The sequence below is a fragment of the Aeromonas sp. 5HA1 genome (assembly GCF_029237245.1).
GTDB lineage: Bacteria > Pseudomonadota > Gammaproteobacteria > Enterobacterales > Aeromonadaceae > Aeromonas > Aeromonas salmonicida.
Genome location: NZ_JAACFW010000010.1, coordinates 70,375 through 90,441, shown reverse-complemented (window position 1 = coordinate 90,441; position 20,067 = coordinate 70,375). Strand labels below are relative to the sequence as shown.

The following is a 20,067-nucleotide window of genomic DNA, read 5'->3' as shown; positions in this document are numbered from 1 at the left end:
CGTCAAATGGGTAAAATCATCGGTATTGACCTGGGTACTACCAACTCCTGCGTCGCTATTCTGGATGGCGACACTGCTCGCGTGATCGAGAACGCAGAAGGCGATCGTACTACTCCGTCCATCATTGCCTATGCCGATGATGGCGAGATCCTGGTTGGTCAGCCGGCCAAGCGTCAGGCCATCACCAACCCGAAGAACACACTGTTCGCCATCAAGCGTCTGATCGGTCGCCGTTTCGAAGATGAAGAAGTGCAGCGTGACCTGAAGATCATGCCGTACGCCATCGCCAAGGCTGACAACGGTGATGCCTGGGTGGAAGTGAAGGGCAAGAAAATGGCACCGCCGCAGATCTCTGCCGAAGTGCTGAAGAAGATGAAGAAGACCGCCGAAGATTATCTGGGTGAGCCGGTGACCGAAGCCGTTATCACAGTGCCGGCCTACTTCAACGACGCCCAGCGTCAGGCTACCAAGGATGCCGGTCGCATCGCCGGTCTGGATGTAAAACGCATCATCAACGAACCGACCGCTGCGGCATTTGCCTACGGCGTGAACAAGGTCAAGGGTGAGCGCAAGGTTGCCGTGTATGACCTGGGTGGCGGTACTTTCGATATCTCCATCATCGAGATCGACGAAGTCGAAGGGGAAACCACCTTCGAAGTACTGGCGACCAACGGCAACACCCACCTGGGTGGTGAGGACTTCGACAACCGTGTCATCAACTATCTGGTTGACGAGTTCAAGCGTGAGCAGGGCATCGACCTGCGCAACGACCAGTTGGCCCTGCAGCGTCTGAAAGATGCCGCCGAGAAAGCCAAGATTGAGCTCTCTTCTGCCCAGCAGACCGACGTGAACCTGCCGTACATCACTGCAGATGCCACAGGTCCCAAGCACATGAACATCAAGGTGACCCGCGCCAAGCTGGAATCCTTGGTGGAAGACATGGTGAAAGACTCCCTGGAGCCGGTCCGTACTGCCCTGAAAGACTCTGGTCTGGCAGTTGGCGAGATCGACGACGTCATCCTGGTAGGCGGTCAGACCCGCATGCCGATGGTGCAGAAGACAGTTGCCGAGTTCTTTGGCAAAGAGCCGCGTAAAGACGTCAACCCGGACGAAGCCGTGGCCATGGGTGCTGCCATCCAGGGTGCCGTACTGTCCGGTGAGAAGACCGACGTACTGCTGCTGGACGTGACCCCGCTCTCTCTGGGTATCGAAACCATGGGCAGCGTCATGACTGCGCTGATCGAGAAGAACACCACTATCCCGACCAAGAAGTCCCAGGTGTTCTCCACTGCCGAAGACAACCAGTCTGCCGTGACCATTCACGTGCTGCAGGGTGAGCGCAAGCGCGCCAGCGACAACAAGTCCTTGGGCCAGTTCAACCTGGAAGGCATCCGTCCGGCTCAGCGCGGCCTGCCGCAGATCGAAGTGACCTTCGACATCGATGCCAACGGTATCCTGCACGTCTCTGCGAAAGACAAAGAGACCAACAAAGAGCAGAAGATCACCATCCAGGCCTCCTCCGGTCTGTCTGATGACGAGATCGAGCGCATGGTACGCGAAGCCGAAGCCAACGCGGCCGAGGACAAGAAGTTTGAAGAGCTGGTACAGGCTCGCAACCAGGCTGACGGTCTGGTCCACTCTGTACGCAAGCAGATCACCGAAGCCGGTGACGCCCTGCCTGCCGACGACAAGACCAAGATCGAGACTGCATTGAGCGAGCTGGAAGCCGTCATCAAGGGTGACGACAAGGCTGTCATCGAAGCCAAACAGCAGGCTCTGCTGGAAGCGTCCCAGAAGCTGATGGAGATTGCCCAGCAGCAATCCCAGGCTCAGGCTGCCGGCGCCGATGCCAACCAGTCCTCTTCTTCTTCCAAGGCTGACGACGACGTGGTCGATGCCGAGTTCGAAGAAGTGAAAGACGACAAGAAATAAGCCACACCCAGATGGGTAGAGCCCGCTCTACCCATCGGCTTGATCGATGAATTTACGGGCGTTGGGTGACCAACGCCCGTCTGCATAACTGTTTACGTAGCAACAGGATCAGTATGTCAAAGCGCGATTTCTATGAAGTGCTCGGGGTATCGAAAGGTGCCGATGAGCGCGAGATCAAGAAGGCGTACAAGCGTCTGGCGATGAAGTTTCACCCGGACCGCAATCAGGGTGATGCCGCATCCGAAGAGAAGTTCAAAGAGGTCAAGGAAGCCTATGAGATCCTGACCGACGAGAATCTGCGGGCTCGCTATGACCAGTATGGTCATGCCGGCGTGGATCAGAGCCAGGGTGGCGGTGGCCACGGTGGCTTTGGCGGCGGTGCCGATTTCGGTGATGCGTTCGGCGATATCTTTGGCGACATCTTCGGTGGCCGCAGCGGCGGCGGTCGTCGTGGTCCGGCCCGGGGTTCAGACCTGCGCTACACCATGGAGCTGACCCTGGAAGAGGCGGTGCGCGGTGTCTCCAAGGAGATCAAGGTGCCGTCCCTGGTCCACTGCGAGGTCTGCAACGGCTCCGGTGCCCACACCGGCAGCACAGCCCAGACTTGCCCGACCTGCCACGGTGCTGGTCAGGTGCAGATGCGTCAGGGCTTCTTCGCGGTGCAGCAGGCCTGTCCGCACTGTCACGGTCGCGGCAAGATCATCAAGGATCCGTGCCGCAAGTGCCATGGCGAAGGTCGTTACCAGAAGACCAAGACGCTGTCGGTCAAGATCCCGGCGGGTGTCGATACCGGTGACCGTATCCGTCTTTCCGGCGAAGGGGAAGCGGGGGAAGCGGGCGCTCCGGCTGGGGATCTCTATGTACAGGTCCACGTCAAGGAGCATGAGATCTTCGTGCGTGACGGCAACAACCTCTACTGCGAAGTGCCCATCAGCTTCACCGCAGCCGCCCTGGGTGGCGAGATCGAAGTGCCGACCCTGGATGGCCGCGTCAAGCTCAAGGTCACTCCCGAGACCCAGACCGGCAAGATGTTCCGCATGCGGGGCAAGGGCGTCAAGTCAGTGCGCTCCGGCCAGGTTGGGGATCTGATGTGCAAGGTGGTGATCGAGACTCCGGTCAAGCTGACCGAGTCCCAGAAAGAGCTGTTGCGCCAGCTGGACGAGTCGTTCAGCGGTGCCGCCGCCAAGACCCACAAGCCGAGATCGGAAGGTTTCTTCGAAGGGGTGAAACGCTTCTTCGACGACCTGACCCGCTGATCTCAGCGCATCCCAGCAAAGCCGGCCTCTGTGCCGGCTTTCTTTTTGCCTGCCATTCGGCCCGTCTCTTCGTTATTGAGTGGATCCTGATGAGGGATCCACCTCACAACTCCCGCCAATTCATTCTGTACAAATGTTATCCCGCTCACAGAGTGGCTGAAACGGTTTAGCTGGCATCTTGAGTTGGCTAAAGCGGTTTAGCTATGCTCTCTTCGCCGATAAAAACAGAGCCCGACCGGGCAACACACGACAGGTGAGGAAGATGACCATGTTCAAGAGCAAATTGGCGTTGGCAGTGGCGCTGGGATTGGGGATGAGCAGCCCGCTGTGGGCGGCGGAGGGCGGTATCGAAGCCAGGCTGGCGGCGCTGGAGGCGCGGGTACAGGCGGCCGAAGCAAGAGCCGAGGCAGCGGAGAGTCGTGCCAGTCAGGCCGAGATAAAGGCGAGTGCGGCCAGTGAGGAGGCCCAGGTCGCCAACACCCGCAGCCAGAAGGTGGATGAGAAGACGGCGGGGGCACAGGGCTTCGAGTTTCACGGCTATGCCCGCTCGGGCTTGCTGGTCAACAGCAATGGCAACGGCGGGCGGGGCGGTCCCTACATCACGCCGGCAGGATCTGTGGGGGGCGCAGTGGGCCGGCTTGGCAACGAAGACGACACCTACATGGAAGCGAATCTGCTCAAGACCCAGACGTTTGATGACGGCAGCTGGGCACGCTACAAGCTGATGCTGGCAGATGGCGTGGAGACCAGCAACGACTGGACCGCCAGCGATTCGAGCCTCAATACCCGCCAGGTGTTTGCCGAAATAGGCAATCTGGCGAGCTTCGATGGCGCTTTCAAGAATGCGGTGCTGTGGGCGGGCAAGCGCTTTGATCGGGACAACTTCGACATCCACTGGCTCGACTCGGACGTGATCTTCCTGGCCGGTACCGGTGGCGGTGTCTATGACGTGCAACTTGCCGACAGCTGGAAGGCGAACTTCTCCCTCTATGGCCGCGACTATGGCGACATCAGTGCCAGCGGTCTGTCGGACATAGAGAGCTACATCCTCACCATGAACAACCGCTTCGGCAGCTGGCAGTGGATGGTGAACGGCCTCTCGGCCAATGACAACGAACAGCGCATCAACGACGGTGGCAAAGGAAGCGAGGCGGCAGACAAGGGGGCTCATACCCTGGTGGCTTATCACGCCGACAGCTTCTTTGGCATCAACCCCGGCTTCTCCAAGGCGGCGATCCTCTACGGTCATGGTCTGGGTGCCGAGCTCAAGGGCTTGGGTTCCGACAGCGAACTGCTGCCCGATGCCGATGCGGTACGAGTCGCCGTGTTTGGCGCCACCGACCTCAACTCGCGCTGGCGTTTCGCACCGGCCCTGCTGGCAGAGCAGAGCCAGGATCGTTACGTGAAAGGGGATGAATACCAGTGGCTGACCCTCAATACCCGGGTAGCCCAGGTGCTGAGCCAGAACGTCGAGCTGGTCTATGAGGCGGCATGGCAGTACATGGATCTGGATCCCAAGGGCTACAAGGGTCGCCAGGCGGTGAACGGCAACTTCACCAAGCTCACCTTCGCACCCACCTTCAAGGCGCAGACCGCCGGCTTCTTCGAGCGTCCGGAGCTGCGGGTGTTCGCCACCTGGATGGACTGGTCATCGGAGCTCGACAGCTACGCCAGTGACGATGCCATGGGCCAGAGCAACTTCACCGCTGGTGGCGAGTGGAACTTTGGCGTGCAGATGGAAACCTGGTTCTAGTTCGTTATCCCGATCACAAAAATGGCAGCCGGTGCCAGGATCTGTTGGTTTGCTAAATCGGTTTAGCTGATAATGAAAGCCAAGAGATGAGGGCCCGGCCCTGTCAATGAATCCTGTGCAGCAGTGGAGTAGCAAGGTGACGAATCGTGTGTGGGTAATGGGGGATGCGGTGGTGGACTTGATCCCGGAAGGGGAGCTGCACTACCTCAAGTGCCCGGGTGGCGCACCCGCCAATGTGGCGGTCGGGGTGGCGCGACTCGGCGGCGAGTCAGCTTTTATCGGCCGGGTCGGCGCCGATCCGTTTGGCCGCTTTATGGCCGATACCCTGGCAAGGGAAGGGGTGGATACCGCTTGTCTGCGGGCGGATCCTGATCATCGAACCTCCACAGTGCTGGTGGAGCTCGATGAAGAGGGGGAGCGCAGCTTCACCTTCATGGTGCGCCCCAGTGCGGATCAGTTCCTGACCCCGGATGAGTTGCCCGGCTTCCAGGCCAGCCAGTGGTTGCTCACCTGCTCCATCGCGCTCGCCAACGAACCGGTACGCGGCAGTTGCCTGCAGGCCATGGCCGCCATCAAGGACGCGGGGGGACGGGTCAGTTTCGACCCCAACCTGAGGCCCGAGGTGTGGGGCAACCCCGCCGAGATGCTGCCAGTGGTGCGCCAGGCAATCGCCTTGGCGGATGTGGTCAAGCTCTCGATTGACGAGCTGCAGCTGTTGAGCGGTGAGGATGATCTGGCCGCGGGGCTCGCTACCATATCAGGCCCGGCGCTGGTGCTGGTGACCCGGGGGGCGGCCGGAGTGGTGGCTCGCCTCGAGGGCGAGCTGCTGGAGTGGGTGGGGCCGAAAGTGACCCCGCTTGACACCACGGGGGCGGGGGATGCCTTCGTCGCCGGACTCCTGGCGGCGCTGGCACAGGGCGAGCGGTTGCCCACGCTGGCCGAGCTGCCCGCCATCCTGGCTCAGGCCCACGGCTGCGGGGCGCTCGCCACCACTGCCAAGGGGGCCATGACGGCGCTGCCGATCCGCACAGAACTGGATGCCTTTTTGCGATCAGCCTCAAGCGGCTGTTGAGCTGCGGCTAGAACCGCAGCTCAACAGACCCTACTCTCATGTGACAAGGGCCCGCCAGCATGGCGGGCCATAAGAGGAATAATATGAATATCAGTGCGATAGCCAAGGATTTGGTGCCCCTGCTCGGGGGCAAGGAGAATATCGTCAGCGCTGCCCACTGCGCCACCCGATTGCGGCTGGTGCTCGCCGATGACAGCAAGGTGAACAAGGCTGCCATCGACAAGCTGGAGGGGGTCAAGGGATGCTTCAGCAACGCGGGTCAGATCCAGGTGATCTTCGGCACAGGTCTGGTCAACAAGGTCTATGCGGAGTTCGTGGCTATTACCGGGACAGGGACGGCCAGCAAGGCGGAGCTGACCGACATGGCGACGGCCAAGCTCAACGTGGCCCAGCGGCTGGCGCGGACGCTCTCCAACATATTCGTGCCCATCATTCCGGCAATCGTCGCGTCCGGTCTGCTGATGGGGCTGCTCGGCATGGTGCGCACCTATGGCTGGGTCAACGCCGATAGTGCCCTCTTCGTCATGCTCGACATGTTCAGCTCGGCGGCCTTTATCATACTGCCCATTCTGATCGGGTTCACGGCCGCGCGGGAGTTTGGCGGCAACCCCTATCTGGGTGCCACCATGGGGGGGATCCTCACCCACCCGGCGCTGACCAACGCCTGGGGCGTGGCCGGTGGCTTCAAGACCATGGATTTCTTCGGGCTGGATGTGGCCATGATCGGCTATCAGGGCACCGTCTTCCCTGTGCTGCTGGCGGTCTGGTTCATGTCACATCTGGAGAAACAGCTGCGCAAGCGCATTCCGGATGCGCTGGATCTGATCCTGACGCCGTTTCTCACCGTCATCATCACAGGTTTCGTGGCGTTGCTGTTTATCGGCCCGGCGGGTCGGGTGCTGGGGGATGGCATCTCCTTCGGCCTGAGTGCGCTTTATGAGCAGGCGGGCTGGTTGGCTGGATTGGTGTTTGGCGGGACCTATTCCCTTATCGTCATCACCGGCATCCACCACAGCTTCCACGCCATAGAGGCGGGGCTGCTCACCAACCCGGCCATAGGGGTCAACTTCCTGCTGCCCATCTGGGCCATGGCCAACGTGGCGCAGGGCGGGGCTTGCCTCGCGGTCTACTTCAAGACCCGGGATCCGAAAATCAGGGCCATTACCGTGCCGGCGGCCATGTCCTGCCTGCTGGGCATCACGGAGGCGGCGATCTTCGGGGTCAACCTGCGCTATATCAAGCCCTTCCTCGCCGGCCTGCTCGGCGGGGCTTGCGGCGGCGCCTACGTGGTGGCGGCCAAGGTAGGCATGACGGCGGTGGGGCTGACCGGTATTCCCGGCATGGCCATCGTTCAGCCCATGAGCCTCATTCATTACGTCATCGGGCTGGTGATCGCCTTTGGCGTCGCCTTCGCCGCCTCTTCCCTGCTCAAATACAAGGTGGAGTGATGAAGGAAGTTGATCTCCTCAATCAGATTGTCCGGTCGCTATTGGCCGGACAGCTCAAGGCGGCGGCGGATCCCCATAGGCCCCGCTGGCATCTGGCAGCCCCGGTGGGGCTGCTCAACGATCCCAACGGCTTTATCGAGCACGGCGGCCGCTATCACCTCTTCTATCAGTGGAATCCGCTGGGCTGCGAGCACAGCAACAAGTGCTGGGGTCATGTCAGCTCGACCGATCTGCTGCACTGGCAGCACGAGCCGGTGGCGCTCTTGCCCACCGAGGCCTATGAGAGCCACGGCTGCTATTCGGGTTCGGCGGTGAGCGACGAGCAGGGGCGCCTTACCCTGATTTACACCGGCAACGTCAAATACCCGGATGGCAGCCGCACCGCCTTCCAGTGTCTGGCCCGCGCCGACGGCGAGTTTGCCAAGCTGGGGCCTGTGCTCGATTTACCTGAAGGCTACAGCGGCCATGTGCGCGACCCCAAGGTGTGGCATGACGGCCAGCAGTGGCTGATGGTGCTGGGAGCCCGCACCCTGGACGACAAAGGCGAGGTGCTGCTCTATCGCGGCGAGACGCTGGACAAGTGGCAGCTGCTCGGTCCCATCGCCGGCAGCGGGCGAGGCGGTCTGGGGGAGTTTGGCTATATGTGGGAGTGCCCCGATCTTTTCCCGCTGGCCGATCGCCATGTGTTGATAAGTTGCCCGCAGGGGATTGCCCCGCAAGGGGAGGATTATCGCAACCTCTATCAGTGTGGCTGGCTGGCGGGGCAGTTCGATGGCGAGCATTTCGAGCACGGGGCTTTTCACGAGCTGGACAGGGGTTTCGAATTCTATGCGCCGCAGACCACACAAGATAGCCAGGGCCGTCGCCTGCTGTTTGGCTGGCTGGGGCTGCCGGAGGAGAACGAGATGAGCCAGCCCACTGTCGCTCACGGCTGGATCCACCAGATGAGCTGCCCGCGGGAGCTGTTCTGGCAGCATGAGTGGCTTTGTCAGCGGCCGGTGGCTGAACTTGCCGCTCTCAAGGGGGAGCTGACCAGTTTCGAGGGGGTCGTCAGCGAGTTTCCGGGGATGACCATCGAATCGGCCTGGCTGGATCTGACGCTGACCGGCGCGGGCAGTCTCTGGCTCGGCACAGTGGCCGAGCTGGTGTGGCAGAAAGGGCGCATTGGATTGCGTCGCCAGAACTGGCTGAGCGGGGAGTGGGAAGAGAGGTCAGCTCCCTGGCTGGGTGGCCCGCTGACACTCTTGTGCGATCGATCCAGCCTCGAGTGTTTCGTGGATGATGGGCGTCAGACGCTGTCAGCCCGTTACTTCCCCGGTGAAAAGCCGCAACTATCGGCAGGGGATGCGGGCGAGGGCGGCAAAATTTGCCTCAATCACTGGCCGCTGTCGGCGTGCCTAGTACAATAGCCCGGTTCTAGTCAGCCGGGAGGCCAGGTGGAGAAGAAGAAACGGATCACGATTGCCCAGATAGCCGAATTGGCAGGGGTGTCCAAGGCGACCGCCAGTCTGGTGCTCAACGGCAAGAGTGCGGAGTACCGGATTGCCGACCAGACCCGCAAGCGGATCCAGGCGGTGGCGGACGAGTGCCACTACCAGCCGAGCTTTCATGCCCGTGCCCTGCGCGAGACCCGCAGTTACACCTGGGGGCTGGTGATCCCCGATCTCACCAACTTCGGTTTTGCCAGTATCGCCCGGGCCCTCGAGGCCCACTGTCGCGAGGCCGGGATCCAGCTGCTGATCGCCTGCTCCGAAGATGATCCCACTCTGGAGCAGAAGGTGGTGGACAACCTCATCAGTCGTCAGGTGGATGGCATTATCGTCGCCTCCAGCGGCCACAGCGATGACACCTATGCCCGTATTCACGACCGCCTGCCCGTGGTGCAGCTGGATCGCCATATCGGCGAGTCGCGCCTGCCCATGGTGATCTCCGATGCCTGCAAGGCCACCGCCGAGCTGGTACGGGACATGGCTGGCGAGTGCGGGGCGGAGATCTACTACTTCGGCGGCCTGCTGGATCTCTCCCCCAGTCGCCACCGGCTGGCGGGTTATGAACTGGGTCTGCATAGAGCCGGGCTTGAGGCCCAGCCTGCCCGGGTGCGCCATCGGGATTATCAGCCCAGCTCCGGCTATCAGCTGATGGCCGAACTGGTCGCCGAGCTGGGGGCGCCACCCAGGGGGCTCTTTACCGCTTCCTTTACCCTGCTGGAAGGGGTGCTGCGCTACCTCAACGAGGCGGGGCTGATGGAGACGGGGATGCGCCTGTGTACCTTCGATGATCACGATCTGCTCGACTGCATTCCCATGCGCATCGACTCTGTGGCGCAAGATTGTCCGGCGCTGGCCCGTGCCGCCTTCGAGCTGATGCAGCAGCTGATTGCAGGGAATGTTCCCGGCCAGACCGCCCAGGTCATAGCCCCCAGAGTGCGCTGGCGCAGTCGCCGCTAGTCGCGCAGGTTCGTTCCCATCAAACAGCCCCGCCAATGTTGGCGGGGCTGTTTGTCTATCGGGAGAGGACGCAAAGATATTCCCCGTGCGTTCAATCCGTGGTGCTGGCGCGCCAGAACACCTGCTTGATATGGGGATGAATGGCCAGCTTGACCATAAGGGCATCCAGCTCATCGCCATCGATGGAGGTGGCCAGCAACACGGCCGATATCTCCAGATCCCGCTCGCCGAACGGTGCTATGTCCAGCTCGCTCAGGGGGTAGTTGGCCTGCTCCATCATCTCTTCCAGCCAGTGCAGCACCTCCTTCTGATACTCGCGCTGGGCGAGGGCCGTGACTCTGTAGGTCACCTCGGTATCGGTATTGTCCACCGGGCGGCGGTTGATCTGGTTGACCAGGGGGCGCAGCAGGGTGTTGGCGGCCAGCACGAAGAGGGCGCCGAGCACTGCTTCCATGGCGAGCCCGGCCCCACTGGCTGCCCCCACGGCGGCTACGCCCCACAGGGTAGCAGCCGTGTTGATGCCGCGGATATTGCCCGACTCGCGCATGATGACACCTGCGCCGAGAAAACCGATGCCGGAGACGATGTAAGCCACCACATGGACCACGTTGTAGTTGCCACCGTGCAGGTCATAGATGCGCTGGGCAAGGCTGACGAACAGGGCGGCCCCCACGGCGACCAGCACGTTGGTGCGCAGGCCGGCGGTACGCTGTCGGTACTGACGCTCCAGCCCGACCAGGCTGCCCAGCACGAAGGCCAGCAACAGGCTGGCCAGGGTGTCGAGCAGGGAAATCATGTCAATTTGCTGCCACATTCTCATGGCGTACTCCTTCTGATAACTGGTGGCCTTCGGGATGCATGATGGCGTGCCAATGGGCACTGCTGATAAATCGCAAGGCTGCGTGCGGTAAAGATCACCATGGAAAATGAAAACGGACGTCCGGGTCGCACAGACCCGGATATTCAGGCGCTCAATGAAAGGCGACGGGCGAGGTGCCGGGTCAATGGAGAGGGGCCAGCATGGCTGGCCCCGGATTCACCTGATAGCTGTCAGTTGAGCACTGGCTCGGCATCACGCCGGGGGCGCAGCTCCCAGCGTACCGGGTGGGCTACCCCGACCTGATGCACGAACTGCACCAGATACCGGCGCTGGGGCGGGGTGCAGTGCAGGTTGAGCACCAGCTCCCGACCACCACTGCGCCCAGGTCTCAGGGATTGCATGGGATGCAGCCCGGCCGGTTGCAGTGTGTGGCTCACCATGTCGAGTACCTGCTCCATGTCGGCGCGATCCTGGCAGCGGATCTGCAACCGGTAGTGGTGCTGACTCGGCTTGCCACGCAGCCAGAGTGGCAGCAGACCACGGCCCAGCTTGCTCAGCAGGGGGTGAACCTGGGTGGACCCAGATTTGGTTGAAATAAAACGCATAGCAGCCTCCTTGTGGGAAGCAGAAACTATGCAGGCAAGGTGTCCAGGCCTGGGCTTGGGTCACCTGACGTCAAGTGTAAAAACAGAGAAGAGGGGAGTGGATTTCCGCTTCTCGCAGGGTTGCGAGAAAGCGGCAGAGGAAGACCTGCGGCTATCTCGCGACCTGGGTGCCGACTATGAGGGTCGGCCTACAACTGTCACTTGATGAATTGCCCACTGATGGTCTCCGCTGTTGATGAACGGCCAGATGGTACTCATCCAGAGCGATGAGGTAAAGCCCTATCCTCCTTCAGCAACATTTAGATACAAGTTTGTCAATAATGTGAGCCAGTTGGCTACATCAGCGACAACCCAGCCTGCGCAGTACCATGGCGGCAGGGCAGAAACCGGTGAAAGCGCTCTGGATCAGGTTGACCCCGACAAAAACACTCAGCCAGAAAAAGCCCGGATGAACCCATTGGGTCAACGCCAGTGACAACAACAGCATGCTTCCCGCCACGATTCTCACTCCGTTATCAACAGTCATATCTTGTTCCTTGGTTGTTTATCCGGCTGCTTGCGAAGGTTTAAAATTAGAAGTTGCTAATTTAGGTTTTATTTATAGAATAAAACCAAATATAAGCAACTACTAATTTATGCCTATGGCCTCTTTCGATGAGATGACCCGCCACGCAAGCGAGGCGGCTGTCCTGCTCAAGGCGCTGGCCCATCCAGAGCGATTGATGGTGCTCTGTCAGCTGATTGATGGGGAGAAGGGGGTCGGCGCGTTGCTGGCCCACAGCAAGTTGGGGCAGTCAGCCTTTTCCCAGCAACTGGCGGTGCTCAGGCGTAGCGGCCTGATCCGATCGCGCAAGGTTGCCCAGCAGATCTACTACTCGCTGGCAAACGGGGCGGCGGCGGATGTGCTGGCCGTGTTGCAAACCCATTTTTGTCACTCCCAAGAGGATGAGGTGTCTTGATGTTTGAAACCCAATGGTTGCTTGCCCTGTCCGGGGGCATGCTGGTGGGGCTCTCCGCCCTGATGTTGATGCTGTTCAACGGTCGTGTGGCCGGGATCAGCGGCATTCTGGCGGGAGCCTTGCAGCACAGGCATGCCTGGCGCTGGCTGTTTTTGTTGGGACTGGGGGCGGGCGCCTGGTTGGCGTTCAGTCTGGGCTGGGCCCGGATGCCGAGCTTCAGCGCTCTGCCGACCTGGCCACTGGTCGCGCTGGCGGGTCTGCTGGTGGGTATGGGTACCCGTCTTGGCAATGGCTGCACCAGTGGTCACGGTATCTGCGGCATGGGGCGGCTCTCGGTGCGCTCCCTCTTTGCCACCCTCACCTTTATGGCGGCCGGTTTCATGACGGTGTTTGTCACCCTGCATCTGTTGTAACGAGGTAATGAGATGAAACTTTTTATCAGTCTGCTTGCAGGTCTCTTGTTCGGGCTCGGTCTGGCCATCTCCGGCATGGTGGATCCGGCCCGTGTCATCGGTTTTCTCGACCTGGCGGGGGCTTGGAATCCCAGCCTGGCCTTCGTGATGGGGGGCGCCTTGCTGGTGTTTATGCCGGGCTACCAACTGTTGGTCAAACCAAGCAGCCGCAGCCTGCTCGATGAGCCATACCAGTTCGGCCAGCTCCGGCACGTGGATCGCAGTCTCATCGCAGGATCGGCCCTGTTTGGTATCGGCTGGGGGCTGGTTGGCATCTGCCCGGGGCCAGCCTTGAGTCTCATTTCCAGCGGTCAGCCCATGATATTGTTGTTTGTGGCAAGCATGGTGGCCGGGATCTTGCTGGTTGATAAGGGATTGAATCGGGTATGGGTGAAGGTGCGGCCATCTCCCATCGCCTGATCCTGTGGCGTGAACCGCTGGCGTACTGAACCGCAGCACCAAGGAGGGAGGTTATCATGAAGCATTTCCGGTTGCCGGGGGCCACCTTGCTGGTCATGACATCCACCTTGGCGCTGGCCGCAGAAGGGAAGAGCGTGGCCCCGCTGACGGTTGCGCCACAGCAGGTGACCGACTGGCTCACCCTGGATGGCACCGTCAGTGCCATCAATCAGGGGACGGTGGCGGCCCAGACCGGTGGTCGGGTCTCCCGCATGCTGGTGGATGTGAACGATCAGGTGCAGGCGGGGCAACCGCTGCTGGAGATCAGCGGCAAGGAGCAGTTTGCCGCCGTCACGGGTGCGCAGGCGCGACTGGCGCGGGCGCAGGCCCAGCAAGTGGAAGCCGAGCGCCAGCTCGCCCGCTTTCAGGCGCTGATTGCCAAGGGGGTGATCACCCGCGCCCAGCTCGACAATGCCCAGGCGACTGATCGCGCCGCCCGAGCCGAGGTGAACGCTGCCGATGCGGCCCTCACTCAGGCCCGCGAGGCCTACGGTTATACCCGCATTCTGGCCCCTTACGCCGGAGTGGTGACCAAACGGCTGGTAGAGCTGGGGGAGACTGTCGCCCCCGGTACCCCGCTGCTGTCGGGCTTCTCCCTCGACACACTGCGGGTGGAGGTGGAGTTGCCCCAATCCGCCCTGACGCTTGCTCGTGAGCCCGCGGATGTGCAGGTGCTGCTGCCGGATGGCAAGTCTGTTACCCCGGTCAAATTGACCCGCTTCAACTATGCCGACAGCCAGAGCCACGCCTTCAAGTTGCGCCTCGACTTGCCGCCGCAAACCGCCGGGGTATTGCCCGGCATGTGGCTCAAGGTGCAGCTCAAGCAGGGTGAGCGTCAGGTGTTGCAGGTGCCGGAGCACGCCCTGCTGCGGCAAGGAGAGTTCAACGGCGTCTATCTGCAGCAGCCTGCTGGTTGGTCCCTGACGCCGGTGAGGGTTGGCCATTGCGTCGAGGGGCTGTGCGAGATCCTGGCGGGGCTGCAAGCCGGTGACAAGCTGGCCCCCGATGCCTGGGCGAAGCAGCAGGAGCTGGCCCATGAGTAACGAGCTGAACGGCAACAGGGAGAGGCTGGGACCTGCCGGTCGGCTGGCGGCGCTGTTTCAGGGCTCGGCCATCACCCCGCTGCTGGCGCTGGTGGGGCTGCTGCTCGGCCTGTTTGCGGTGCTGGTGACCCCCAAGGAGGAGGAGCCGCAGATCGATGTCACCTTCGCCGATGTCTATATCCCCTTCCCGGGAGCCAGCCCGGCGCAGGTGGAATCCCTCGTCACCACCCCTGCCGAGCAGGTGGTCTCCCAGATAAAGGGTATTGATACCCTCTACTCTTTTTCCCAACCCGATGGCGCCCTGCTGGTGGTGGTGTTCAAGGTGGGGGTGAGTCGCGAACAGGCCATCGTCGATCTCAACAACCAGCTCGACTCCAACCGCGACTGGCTGCCACAGGGGATCGGGGTCGGCCAGCCGCTGGTAAAACCCCGGGGGATCGATGATGTCCCCATCGTCAGCCTCACGCTCTGGAGCAAGCAACTGGGTGCCCCCGAGCTGACCCGGGTCGCCCATGAGCTGGAGACCGAACTCAAGCGCATTCCCGGTACCCGCGATATCTACACGCTGGGCAGCCAGATCGCCGTGCTGCGGGTGATGCCGGATCCGTCGGCCCTCAGCGCCCACGGTATCAGCTGGGGTGAGCTGAGCCAGCGACTTGCCGCCGCCAATCAGGTGGGTACGACACAGGCCATCGAGCAGGACAACAGTGAGATCAAGGTGCAGGTGGGGCAGTTCCTGCAAAGCGAGCAGCAGATCCGAGAACTTGTGGTGGGGCTGCACGACGGCAAGCCGGTCTACCTGCGGGATGTGGCAAAGGTTTCTCTGGGTCAGGAGACCCCGACCAGGCGCAGCTGGATGGGGAAAGGGCAAGCCAGTTATCCGGCGGTGACCCTGGCCATCGGCAAGCAGCCGGGCCAGAACGCGGTCGATGTGGCCAAGCGGGTGGAGGCGCGGGTCGAGAGTTTGCAGAACCGGCTTATCCCTGCCGGGGTCGAGGTGACGGTGACCCGTGACTACGGCGTCACCGCCGAGACCAAATCCAACACCCTGATCGGCAAGCTGATTTTTGCCACCATGGCGGTGGTGCTGCTGGTGCTGGTGAGCATGGGCTGGCGCGAGGCGCTGGTGGTGGGGGTGGCCATCGTCATCACCCTGGCGCTGACCCTGTTTGCCAGCTGGGCATGGGGCTTTACCCTCAACCGGGTGTCGCTGTTTGCGCTGATCTTCTCCATCGGCATTCTGGTGGATGACGCCATCGTGGTGGTGGAGAACATCCATCGCCATCGCGGTTTGGGCAAGGGGGCACTCAAGGATCTTATTCCGGGGGCGGTGGACGAAGTGGGGGGGCCGACCATACTGGCAACCCTGACCGTGATCGCGGCCCTGCTGCCGATGGCCTTTGTCAGCGGCCTGATGGGCCCCTACATGAGCCCCATCCCCATCAATGCCAGCATGGGGATGCTCATCTCCTTGCTGGTGGCCTTTATCTTCTCACCCTGGCTGGCGAGCCATTTGCTCAAGGGTGAGGTGCACTGTGCCCACGGCGAAGCCAAGGCCGGACTCTTTCATTGGCTGATGACGCCTTTCCTGATCGGTGACGGCGCCAAGCGCGCCAGACGCAAACTCTGGCTGGTCATTCTGCTGCTGGTCGGGGCGGCTACCGCCATGCCGGTGGTGCAGTGGGTGGTGCTCAAGATGCTCCCCTTTGACAACAAGTCGGAATTCCAGCTGGTGCTCGACATGCCGGAGGGGGCGACGCTGGAGCAGACCGAGCGCACCCTGCTGGCGGTGGGGAGGGAGCTTGCCAAGGTGGAGGAGGTGAAGGATTACCAGATCTACGCCGGCAGCGCCGCTCCCATCAACTTCAATGGCCTGGTGCGCCACTACTTTATCCGCAGCGGCGCCAATGTGGGGGATATTCAGGTCAATCTGGTGAACAAACACGAGCGCCATCGCAGCAGCCACCAGATTGCCCAGTCGGTACGGGCGCCGCTGCAGGCCATCGCCAGTACGGTGGGGGGCAACCTCAAGGTGGTGGAGGTGCCCCCCGGCCCGCCGGTCTGGTCACCCATCGTTGCCGAGGTCTATGGCCCGACACCGGCCGCCCGTGAAGCCGCGGCGCGCGCCGTACAGGCCCGTTTTGTGGCCACGGCGGATCTGGTGGACGTGGATATCTATCTGACCGACCCGCAGCCCAGGTGGCGGCTGGTGGTGGATCGCAGCAAGGCGGCCCTGCTCGGGGTCGATCTCGGGGATCTGGTGAGCACCCTCAATGGTGGGGTGGGCTATCAGGATGCCAGCTGGCTGCAGGGGCACGGCGCCAAGTATCCGGTGCCGATCCGCATCGAGCTGGCCCCCGGTGACAAGCGGGATCTGGCGGGTGTGCTGGCCCTCAAGGTGCGCAGCCAGAGCGGTCAGCTGGTGCGGGTCTCCGAGCTGGTGAGTCGCAAAGACGAGGTGGCCCCCGGCTATATCATGCACAAGAACATGCAGCCCATGGTGATGGTGGTGGCCGACATGGGCGGCCATACCGACAGCCCGCTCTACGGCATGTTTGCCGCCGGTGCCGACATCGACCTGCCCCAATATTACGTGCAGCAGCCCGACAAGCTGGGGGAGGTGGCCCTGTTGTGGGACGGGGAGTGGAAGGTAACCTACGAGACCTTCCGTGACATGGGTATCGCCTACGGGGTGGGGATGATCCTCATCTACCTGCTGGTGGTGGCCCAGTTCCGATCCTATCTGGTGCCGCTCATCATCATGGCTCCCATTCCGCTCACCATCATAGGGGTGATGCCGGGCCATGCCCTGCTGGGGGCCCAGTTTACTGCCACCTCGATGATCGGGATGATAGCGCTGGCCGGGATCATAGTGCGCAACAGCATACTGCTGGTGGACTTTATCGAGCAGCAACGAAGAGCCGGGATGGCGTTCGAGCTGGCGGTGATCGAAGCGGCCCAGGTGCGGGCCAAACCCATCATGCTGACGGCGCTGGCGGCGATGATCGGGGCCCTGTTTATCCTCGATGATCCCATCTTCAACGGGCTGGCCATCAGCCTTATTTTCGGGATCCTGGTCTCCACCTTGCTCACCCTGGTGGTAATACCGCTGCTCTACTACAGCCTGATGGCGCGGCGTGTTTGATGGGATCAGAGCGCGGCCAGTGCTGGCGTGAGACAGCAAGGTTCAGTGTTTCACCAGACCGGGCGGGGGAGAGGCGAGGGGGCCATCGGGCGAGAGGAGGGCCTCTTCCTGCATGCTGGCCTTCAGCAGCGGGAAATAGCGTCTGTCCTGCTTGACCATGTGGCCCAGCACCAGATCCTGCAGAACAAAATCCAGTAGAGCAAGATTGGTCAGCTCGCCAGTGCGGGCCGCCTGATAGAGGCTGTCGGCCCGACGGAGCAGCTTTTGATGCTCCTGACGGTGAGTGTCCAGCTCGGCGTACTCCAGCTTGGCCAGAATGGCCTCTTCATTGTTGAAGTGGCGGGCGGCCAGGGCCAGCAGGGCGTCGAAGTTTTGATGAAACTGCTCTGTATCCTCTTCCATGGTCAGCACACCGTTGAGCAACTGGTTGGCCAGGGCAAACAGCTGGCGATGGTCATCATCGATCTGCGGGTGGCCGCAGTCGTGGCTCTGTTTCCAGCCCAGCTGCATCTGGTTGGCTGCCTCTCGCGTGATCCCGTCCGCCATCTGGGGCGTGAACAGCTGGATGCGGTTGCGCCCCGCCTCCTTGGCCTGATACATGGCCTGATCGCCGTGATTCATCAACTGCTTCTGGGTGGTGCCGTGCTGCGGATAGAGGGCTACACCGATGCAGCTGGAGATATGGAAATGGAGCGCATCCGTCATGGCAAAGGTCTGGTTGAGACTCTGGTGGATGGCCTCGGCGATGGCGATGGCCCCCGCCTCTCCCGTTATCTCGGGCAGCAGCACCATGAATTCATCCCCGCCGATCCGGGCGACCGTGTCCCCCTCCCGCACACAGTGCAGCATTCGCTTGGCGACGGTGGCCAGCAGCCAGTCGCCTGCCTCGTGCCCATGCTGATCGTTGACCGGCTTGAAGTGGTCGAGATCGATGAACAGCAGGGCCAGCGGCTTTCCGTCCGCCTGTTGCAGTGAGTGTTGCAGCCTGTCTTGTAGCAGACGACGGTTGGGCAGGTGAGTGAGGGGATCATAAAAAGCGAGCTGGCGCATCATCTCCTCGCTGGCTTTGCGATCGCTGATGTCCCGGGTTACGCCGAGCACAGAGACGGGGTTGCCATCCTTGTCGGCATGCAGCGTGGTCACCACTTCTGTGTGGATGAGGCGCCCATCCTTGTGAGGCTGATCCACCAGGGTGACTCGCTTGGTATTGATGTGATCCCCCGCTGCCCATGTTGCCAGCGACTCCTTCATCTGGCGGGCGATGCGGTCGGCAGATTCAGCCGTCATCAGCTCCTCGCCCGTCTGGGCCAGCACCTCCTCGACGGTGAAACCACGCAGGTGATGTACCGACGGGCTCAGGTAGGTGAAGCGACCACTCTGGATATCCATGGTCCAGATGACGTCGGCACTGTTCTCCGTGATGAAGCGGAAGTGGCGCTCGTTGTCGGCTATCTCCTGGCTTAGCTGATGGCGTGCCTTGCTCTCTTCCCGCAGACGGCGGTTGAGACGCAGGAAGATCATAAGCAATATCAATAGGAAGGCGGTTACCAGCAGGCCGATGGCGATGCCCTGATAGATCATCAACTGCTGTTGATGCGCTCTCTCTTCCTGCTGGCTGTAGAGGAAACTATCCAGATCCGGCATGGCAGTGAGCAGGCCGAGGTCCATATAGGTTTGCGCTATGTGTTGCCAGCGGCCGGGATACATGTAGCCCATCTCCACCAGATCGGCGCGGATAAGCGGCTGCATCTGCTTGGCTTCAAACAGCAGCTTGTTGCGGTCCAGGGCCGGATTATTGGTCGCCGGATATTGGGTGAGGATCCAGGCTACCACCTCTTCTGGATGCAGCATGGCGTAACGCCACCCCTTGAGGCTGGCTTCGCGAAAGGCTCTGACTCTCGCCCCGTGATCGCGCAATTCACGCTCGGAGGTAAACAGGTTGTCACCGTAGAAGTCGATACCGGCGCTGCGAGGAGTAAAGGTCTGATAGGGCACACCGCTTTGCTGCAATGTGTAGGTTTCATCCGTGTTGTAGGCGCTCATGGCATCCACTTCGCCCCGAATTAGCGCATCTGCACTCAGGGTATGGGGCTGGCGATGGAGCAACCCAAGTGCAACCCCTTCGTGTTGCAGGTAGGCGATCAGCTCTTCGGAGTGATATTCCAGCATCAGACGGCGGCCAACGAGATCATGCACGTTGTCGATATCGGCACGGGCCAGCAGCACCAGAGGGGAGTGTTGAAACGGGGTAGCCAGTACCACGACAGGTTGGCCGCGCTGGCGATCCAGCAGCAAGTCACTGCTGCCGACTCCATAATGGGCGCGCCCCGAGACAACTTCGTCGACCACATCCGTGCCCGGGCCGGCCTCTCTGAGCCTGACATCGAGCCCTGCATCCCGGTAATAGCCCTGGGCGATGGCCGCATAGTAGCCGGCAAACTGGAACTGATGATGCCACTTCAACTGTAAAACAATCGGATCCTGTGCCGCGACTCTGGCCGGAAGACAGGCCAGTATGATCAGCAGCAACGGCATGAGCAAAGGGCCAATATGCCGGCCCGAGCAATGGAAAAATGCAGGGGGTAAGCTCAAGTAAGGCCGCCTGGTGATGTATCTATGGCTAGCGTCGGGCAATTTCTCTCATGCTGCAAGTGTCAATCCCTCGGTCAGGGGGGG

Annotated in this window: 16 protein-coding genes; 12 read left to right on the top strand and 4 right to left on the bottom strand. The window is 61.5% G+C overall.

The genetic code is table 11. The annotated features are described in order from the left end of the window. The first annotated feature begins 6 nt into the window (after nucleotides 1-6). The 7 genes from dnaK to GWQ27_RS11030 all read left to right on the top strand — a co-directional run bounded on the left by dnaK (nucleotide 7) and on the right by GWQ27_RS11030 (nucleotide 9,908). Nucleotides 7-1,932, top strand: a complete 1,926-nt coding sequence (gene dnaK / locus GWQ27_RS11060; protein WP_275907361.1) for a molecular chaperone DnaK — start codon at nucleotides 7-9, stop codon at nucleotides 1,930-1,932. A gap of 113 nt (nucleotides 1,933-2,045) precedes the next feature. After that, nucleotides 2,046-3,188 carry a molecular chaperone DnaJ gene (gene dnaJ, locus GWQ27_RS11055; protein ID WP_021138057.1) on the top strand — a complete coding sequence of 381 codons (1,143 nt, stop codon included), beginning with the start codon at nucleotides 2,046-2,048 and terminating at the stop codon, nucleotides 3,186-3,188. A gap of 262 nt (nucleotides 3,189-3,450) precedes the next feature. Further along, nucleotides 3,451-4,941: a carbohydrate porin gene (locus GWQ27_RS11050; protein ID WP_275907360.1), complete on the top strand. Its 1,491-nt coding sequence runs from the start codon at nucleotides 3,451-3,453 to the stop codon at nucleotides 4,939-4,941. Nucleotides 4,942-5,056: 115 nt separating this feature from the next. Next, nucleotides 5,057-6,013, top strand: coding sequence for an aminoimidazole riboside kinase (locus GWQ27_RS11045; RefSeq protein ID WP_275907359.1), 957 nt, complete (start codon nucleotides 5,057-5,059; stop codon nucleotides 6,011-6,013). An 83-nt stretch (nucleotides 6,014-6,096) separates the two neighbouring features. Beyond that, a complete protein-coding gene (locus tag GWQ27_RS11040; protein ID WP_275907358.1) occupies nucleotides 6,097-7,461 on the top strand; it encodes a sucrose-specific PTS transporter subunit IIBC in 1,365 nt (454 codons plus the stop codon). After that, nucleotides 7,461-8,870, top strand: coding sequence for a sucrose-6-phosphate hydrolase (locus GWQ27_RS11035; protein WP_275907357.1), 1,410 nt, complete (start codon nucleotides 7,461-7,463; stop codon nucleotides 8,868-8,870). The genes GWQ27_RS11040 and GWQ27_RS11035 overlap by 1 nt, the downstream gene beginning before the upstream one ends. A 27-nt stretch (nucleotides 8,871-8,897) precedes the next feature. Then, nucleotides 8,898-9,908 (top strand): LacI family DNA-binding transcriptional regulator, encoded by a 1,011-nt coding sequence (locus GWQ27_RS11030; protein ID WP_058394293.1) that lies wholly within the window; start codon nucleotides 8,898-8,900, stop codon nucleotides 9,906-9,908. Between the two features lie 91 nt (nucleotides 9,909-9,999). Here GWQ27_RS11030 and GWQ27_RS11025 read toward each other — a convergent pair whose 3' ends face one another. The 3 genes from GWQ27_RS11025 to GWQ27_RS11015 form a co-directional block, all read right to left on the bottom strand. Then, on the bottom strand, nucleotides 10,000-10,728 hold the full coding sequence (locus GWQ27_RS11025; RefSeq protein ID WP_034523310.1) for an MgtC/SapB family protein: 729 nt from the start codon (nucleotides 10,726-10,728) through the stop codon (nucleotides 10,000-10,002). A gap of 230 nt (nucleotides 10,729-10,958) precedes the next feature. Further along, entirely contained in the window at nucleotides 10,959-11,333 is a 375-nt protein-coding gene (locus GWQ27_RS11020) for a hypothetical protein (protein ID WP_265453262.1), read from the bottom strand. Nucleotides 11,334-11,673: 340 nt separating this feature from the next. Further along, nucleotides 11,674-11,859 carry a DUF2892 domain-containing protein gene (locus GWQ27_RS11015; protein ID WP_021138049.1) on the bottom strand — a complete coding sequence of 62 codons (186 nt, stop codon included), beginning with the start codon at nucleotides 11,857-11,859 and terminating at the stop codon, nucleotides 11,674-11,676. Between the two features lie 115 nt (nucleotides 11,860-11,974). Here GWQ27_RS11015 and GWQ27_RS11010 point away from each other — a divergent pair, with 115 nt between their 5' ends. From GWQ27_RS11010 to GWQ27_RS10990, 5 genes are read left to right on the top strand one after another with little or no spacing between them, the layout of a single operon-like run. Beyond that, nucleotides 11,975-12,292, top strand: coding sequence for a metalloregulator ArsR/SmtB family transcription factor (locus GWQ27_RS11010; RefSeq protein ID WP_275907404.1), 318 nt, complete (start codon nucleotides 11,975-11,977; stop codon nucleotides 12,290-12,292). Beyond that, complete coding sequence (locus GWQ27_RS11005) at nucleotides 12,292-12,705, top strand: YeeE/YedE thiosulfate transporter family protein (protein WP_021138047.1); 414 nt, start codon at nucleotides 12,292-12,294, stop codon at nucleotides 12,703-12,705. The genes GWQ27_RS11010 and GWQ27_RS11005 overlap by 1 nt, the downstream gene beginning before the upstream one ends. A 12-nt stretch (nucleotides 12,706-12,717) precedes the next feature. Further along, entirely contained in the window at nucleotides 12,718-13,164 is a 447-nt protein-coding gene (locus tag GWQ27_RS11000; RefSeq protein ID WP_275907356.1) for a YeeE/YedE family protein, read from the top strand. Between the two features lie 56 nt (nucleotides 13,165-13,220). Beyond that, complete coding sequence (locus GWQ27_RS10995; protein ID WP_265421273.1) at nucleotides 13,221-14,246, top strand: efflux RND transporter periplasmic adaptor subunit; 1,026 nt, start codon at nucleotides 13,221-13,223, stop codon at nucleotides 14,244-14,246. Next, the gene (locus tag GWQ27_RS10990; protein ID WP_275907355.1) at nucleotides 14,239-17,391 is read left to right on the top strand and encodes an efflux RND transporter permease subunit; all 3,153 of its coding nucleotides are present in this window, start codon (nucleotides 14,239-14,241) and stop codon (nucleotides 17,389-17,391) included. The genes GWQ27_RS10995 and GWQ27_RS10990 overlap by 8 nt, the downstream gene beginning before the upstream one ends. A gap of 42 nt (nucleotides 17,392-17,433) precedes the next feature. On the opposite strand, the gene GWQ27_RS10985 is transcribed toward GWQ27_RS10990, so the two are convergent. Beyond that, nucleotides 17,434-19,926, bottom strand: a complete 2,493-nt coding sequence (locus tag GWQ27_RS10985) for a diguanylate cyclase (RefSeq protein WP_275907354.1) — start codon at nucleotides 19,924-19,926, stop codon at nucleotides 17,434-17,436. Between the last annotated feature and the right edge of the window lie 141 nt (nucleotides 19,927-20,067).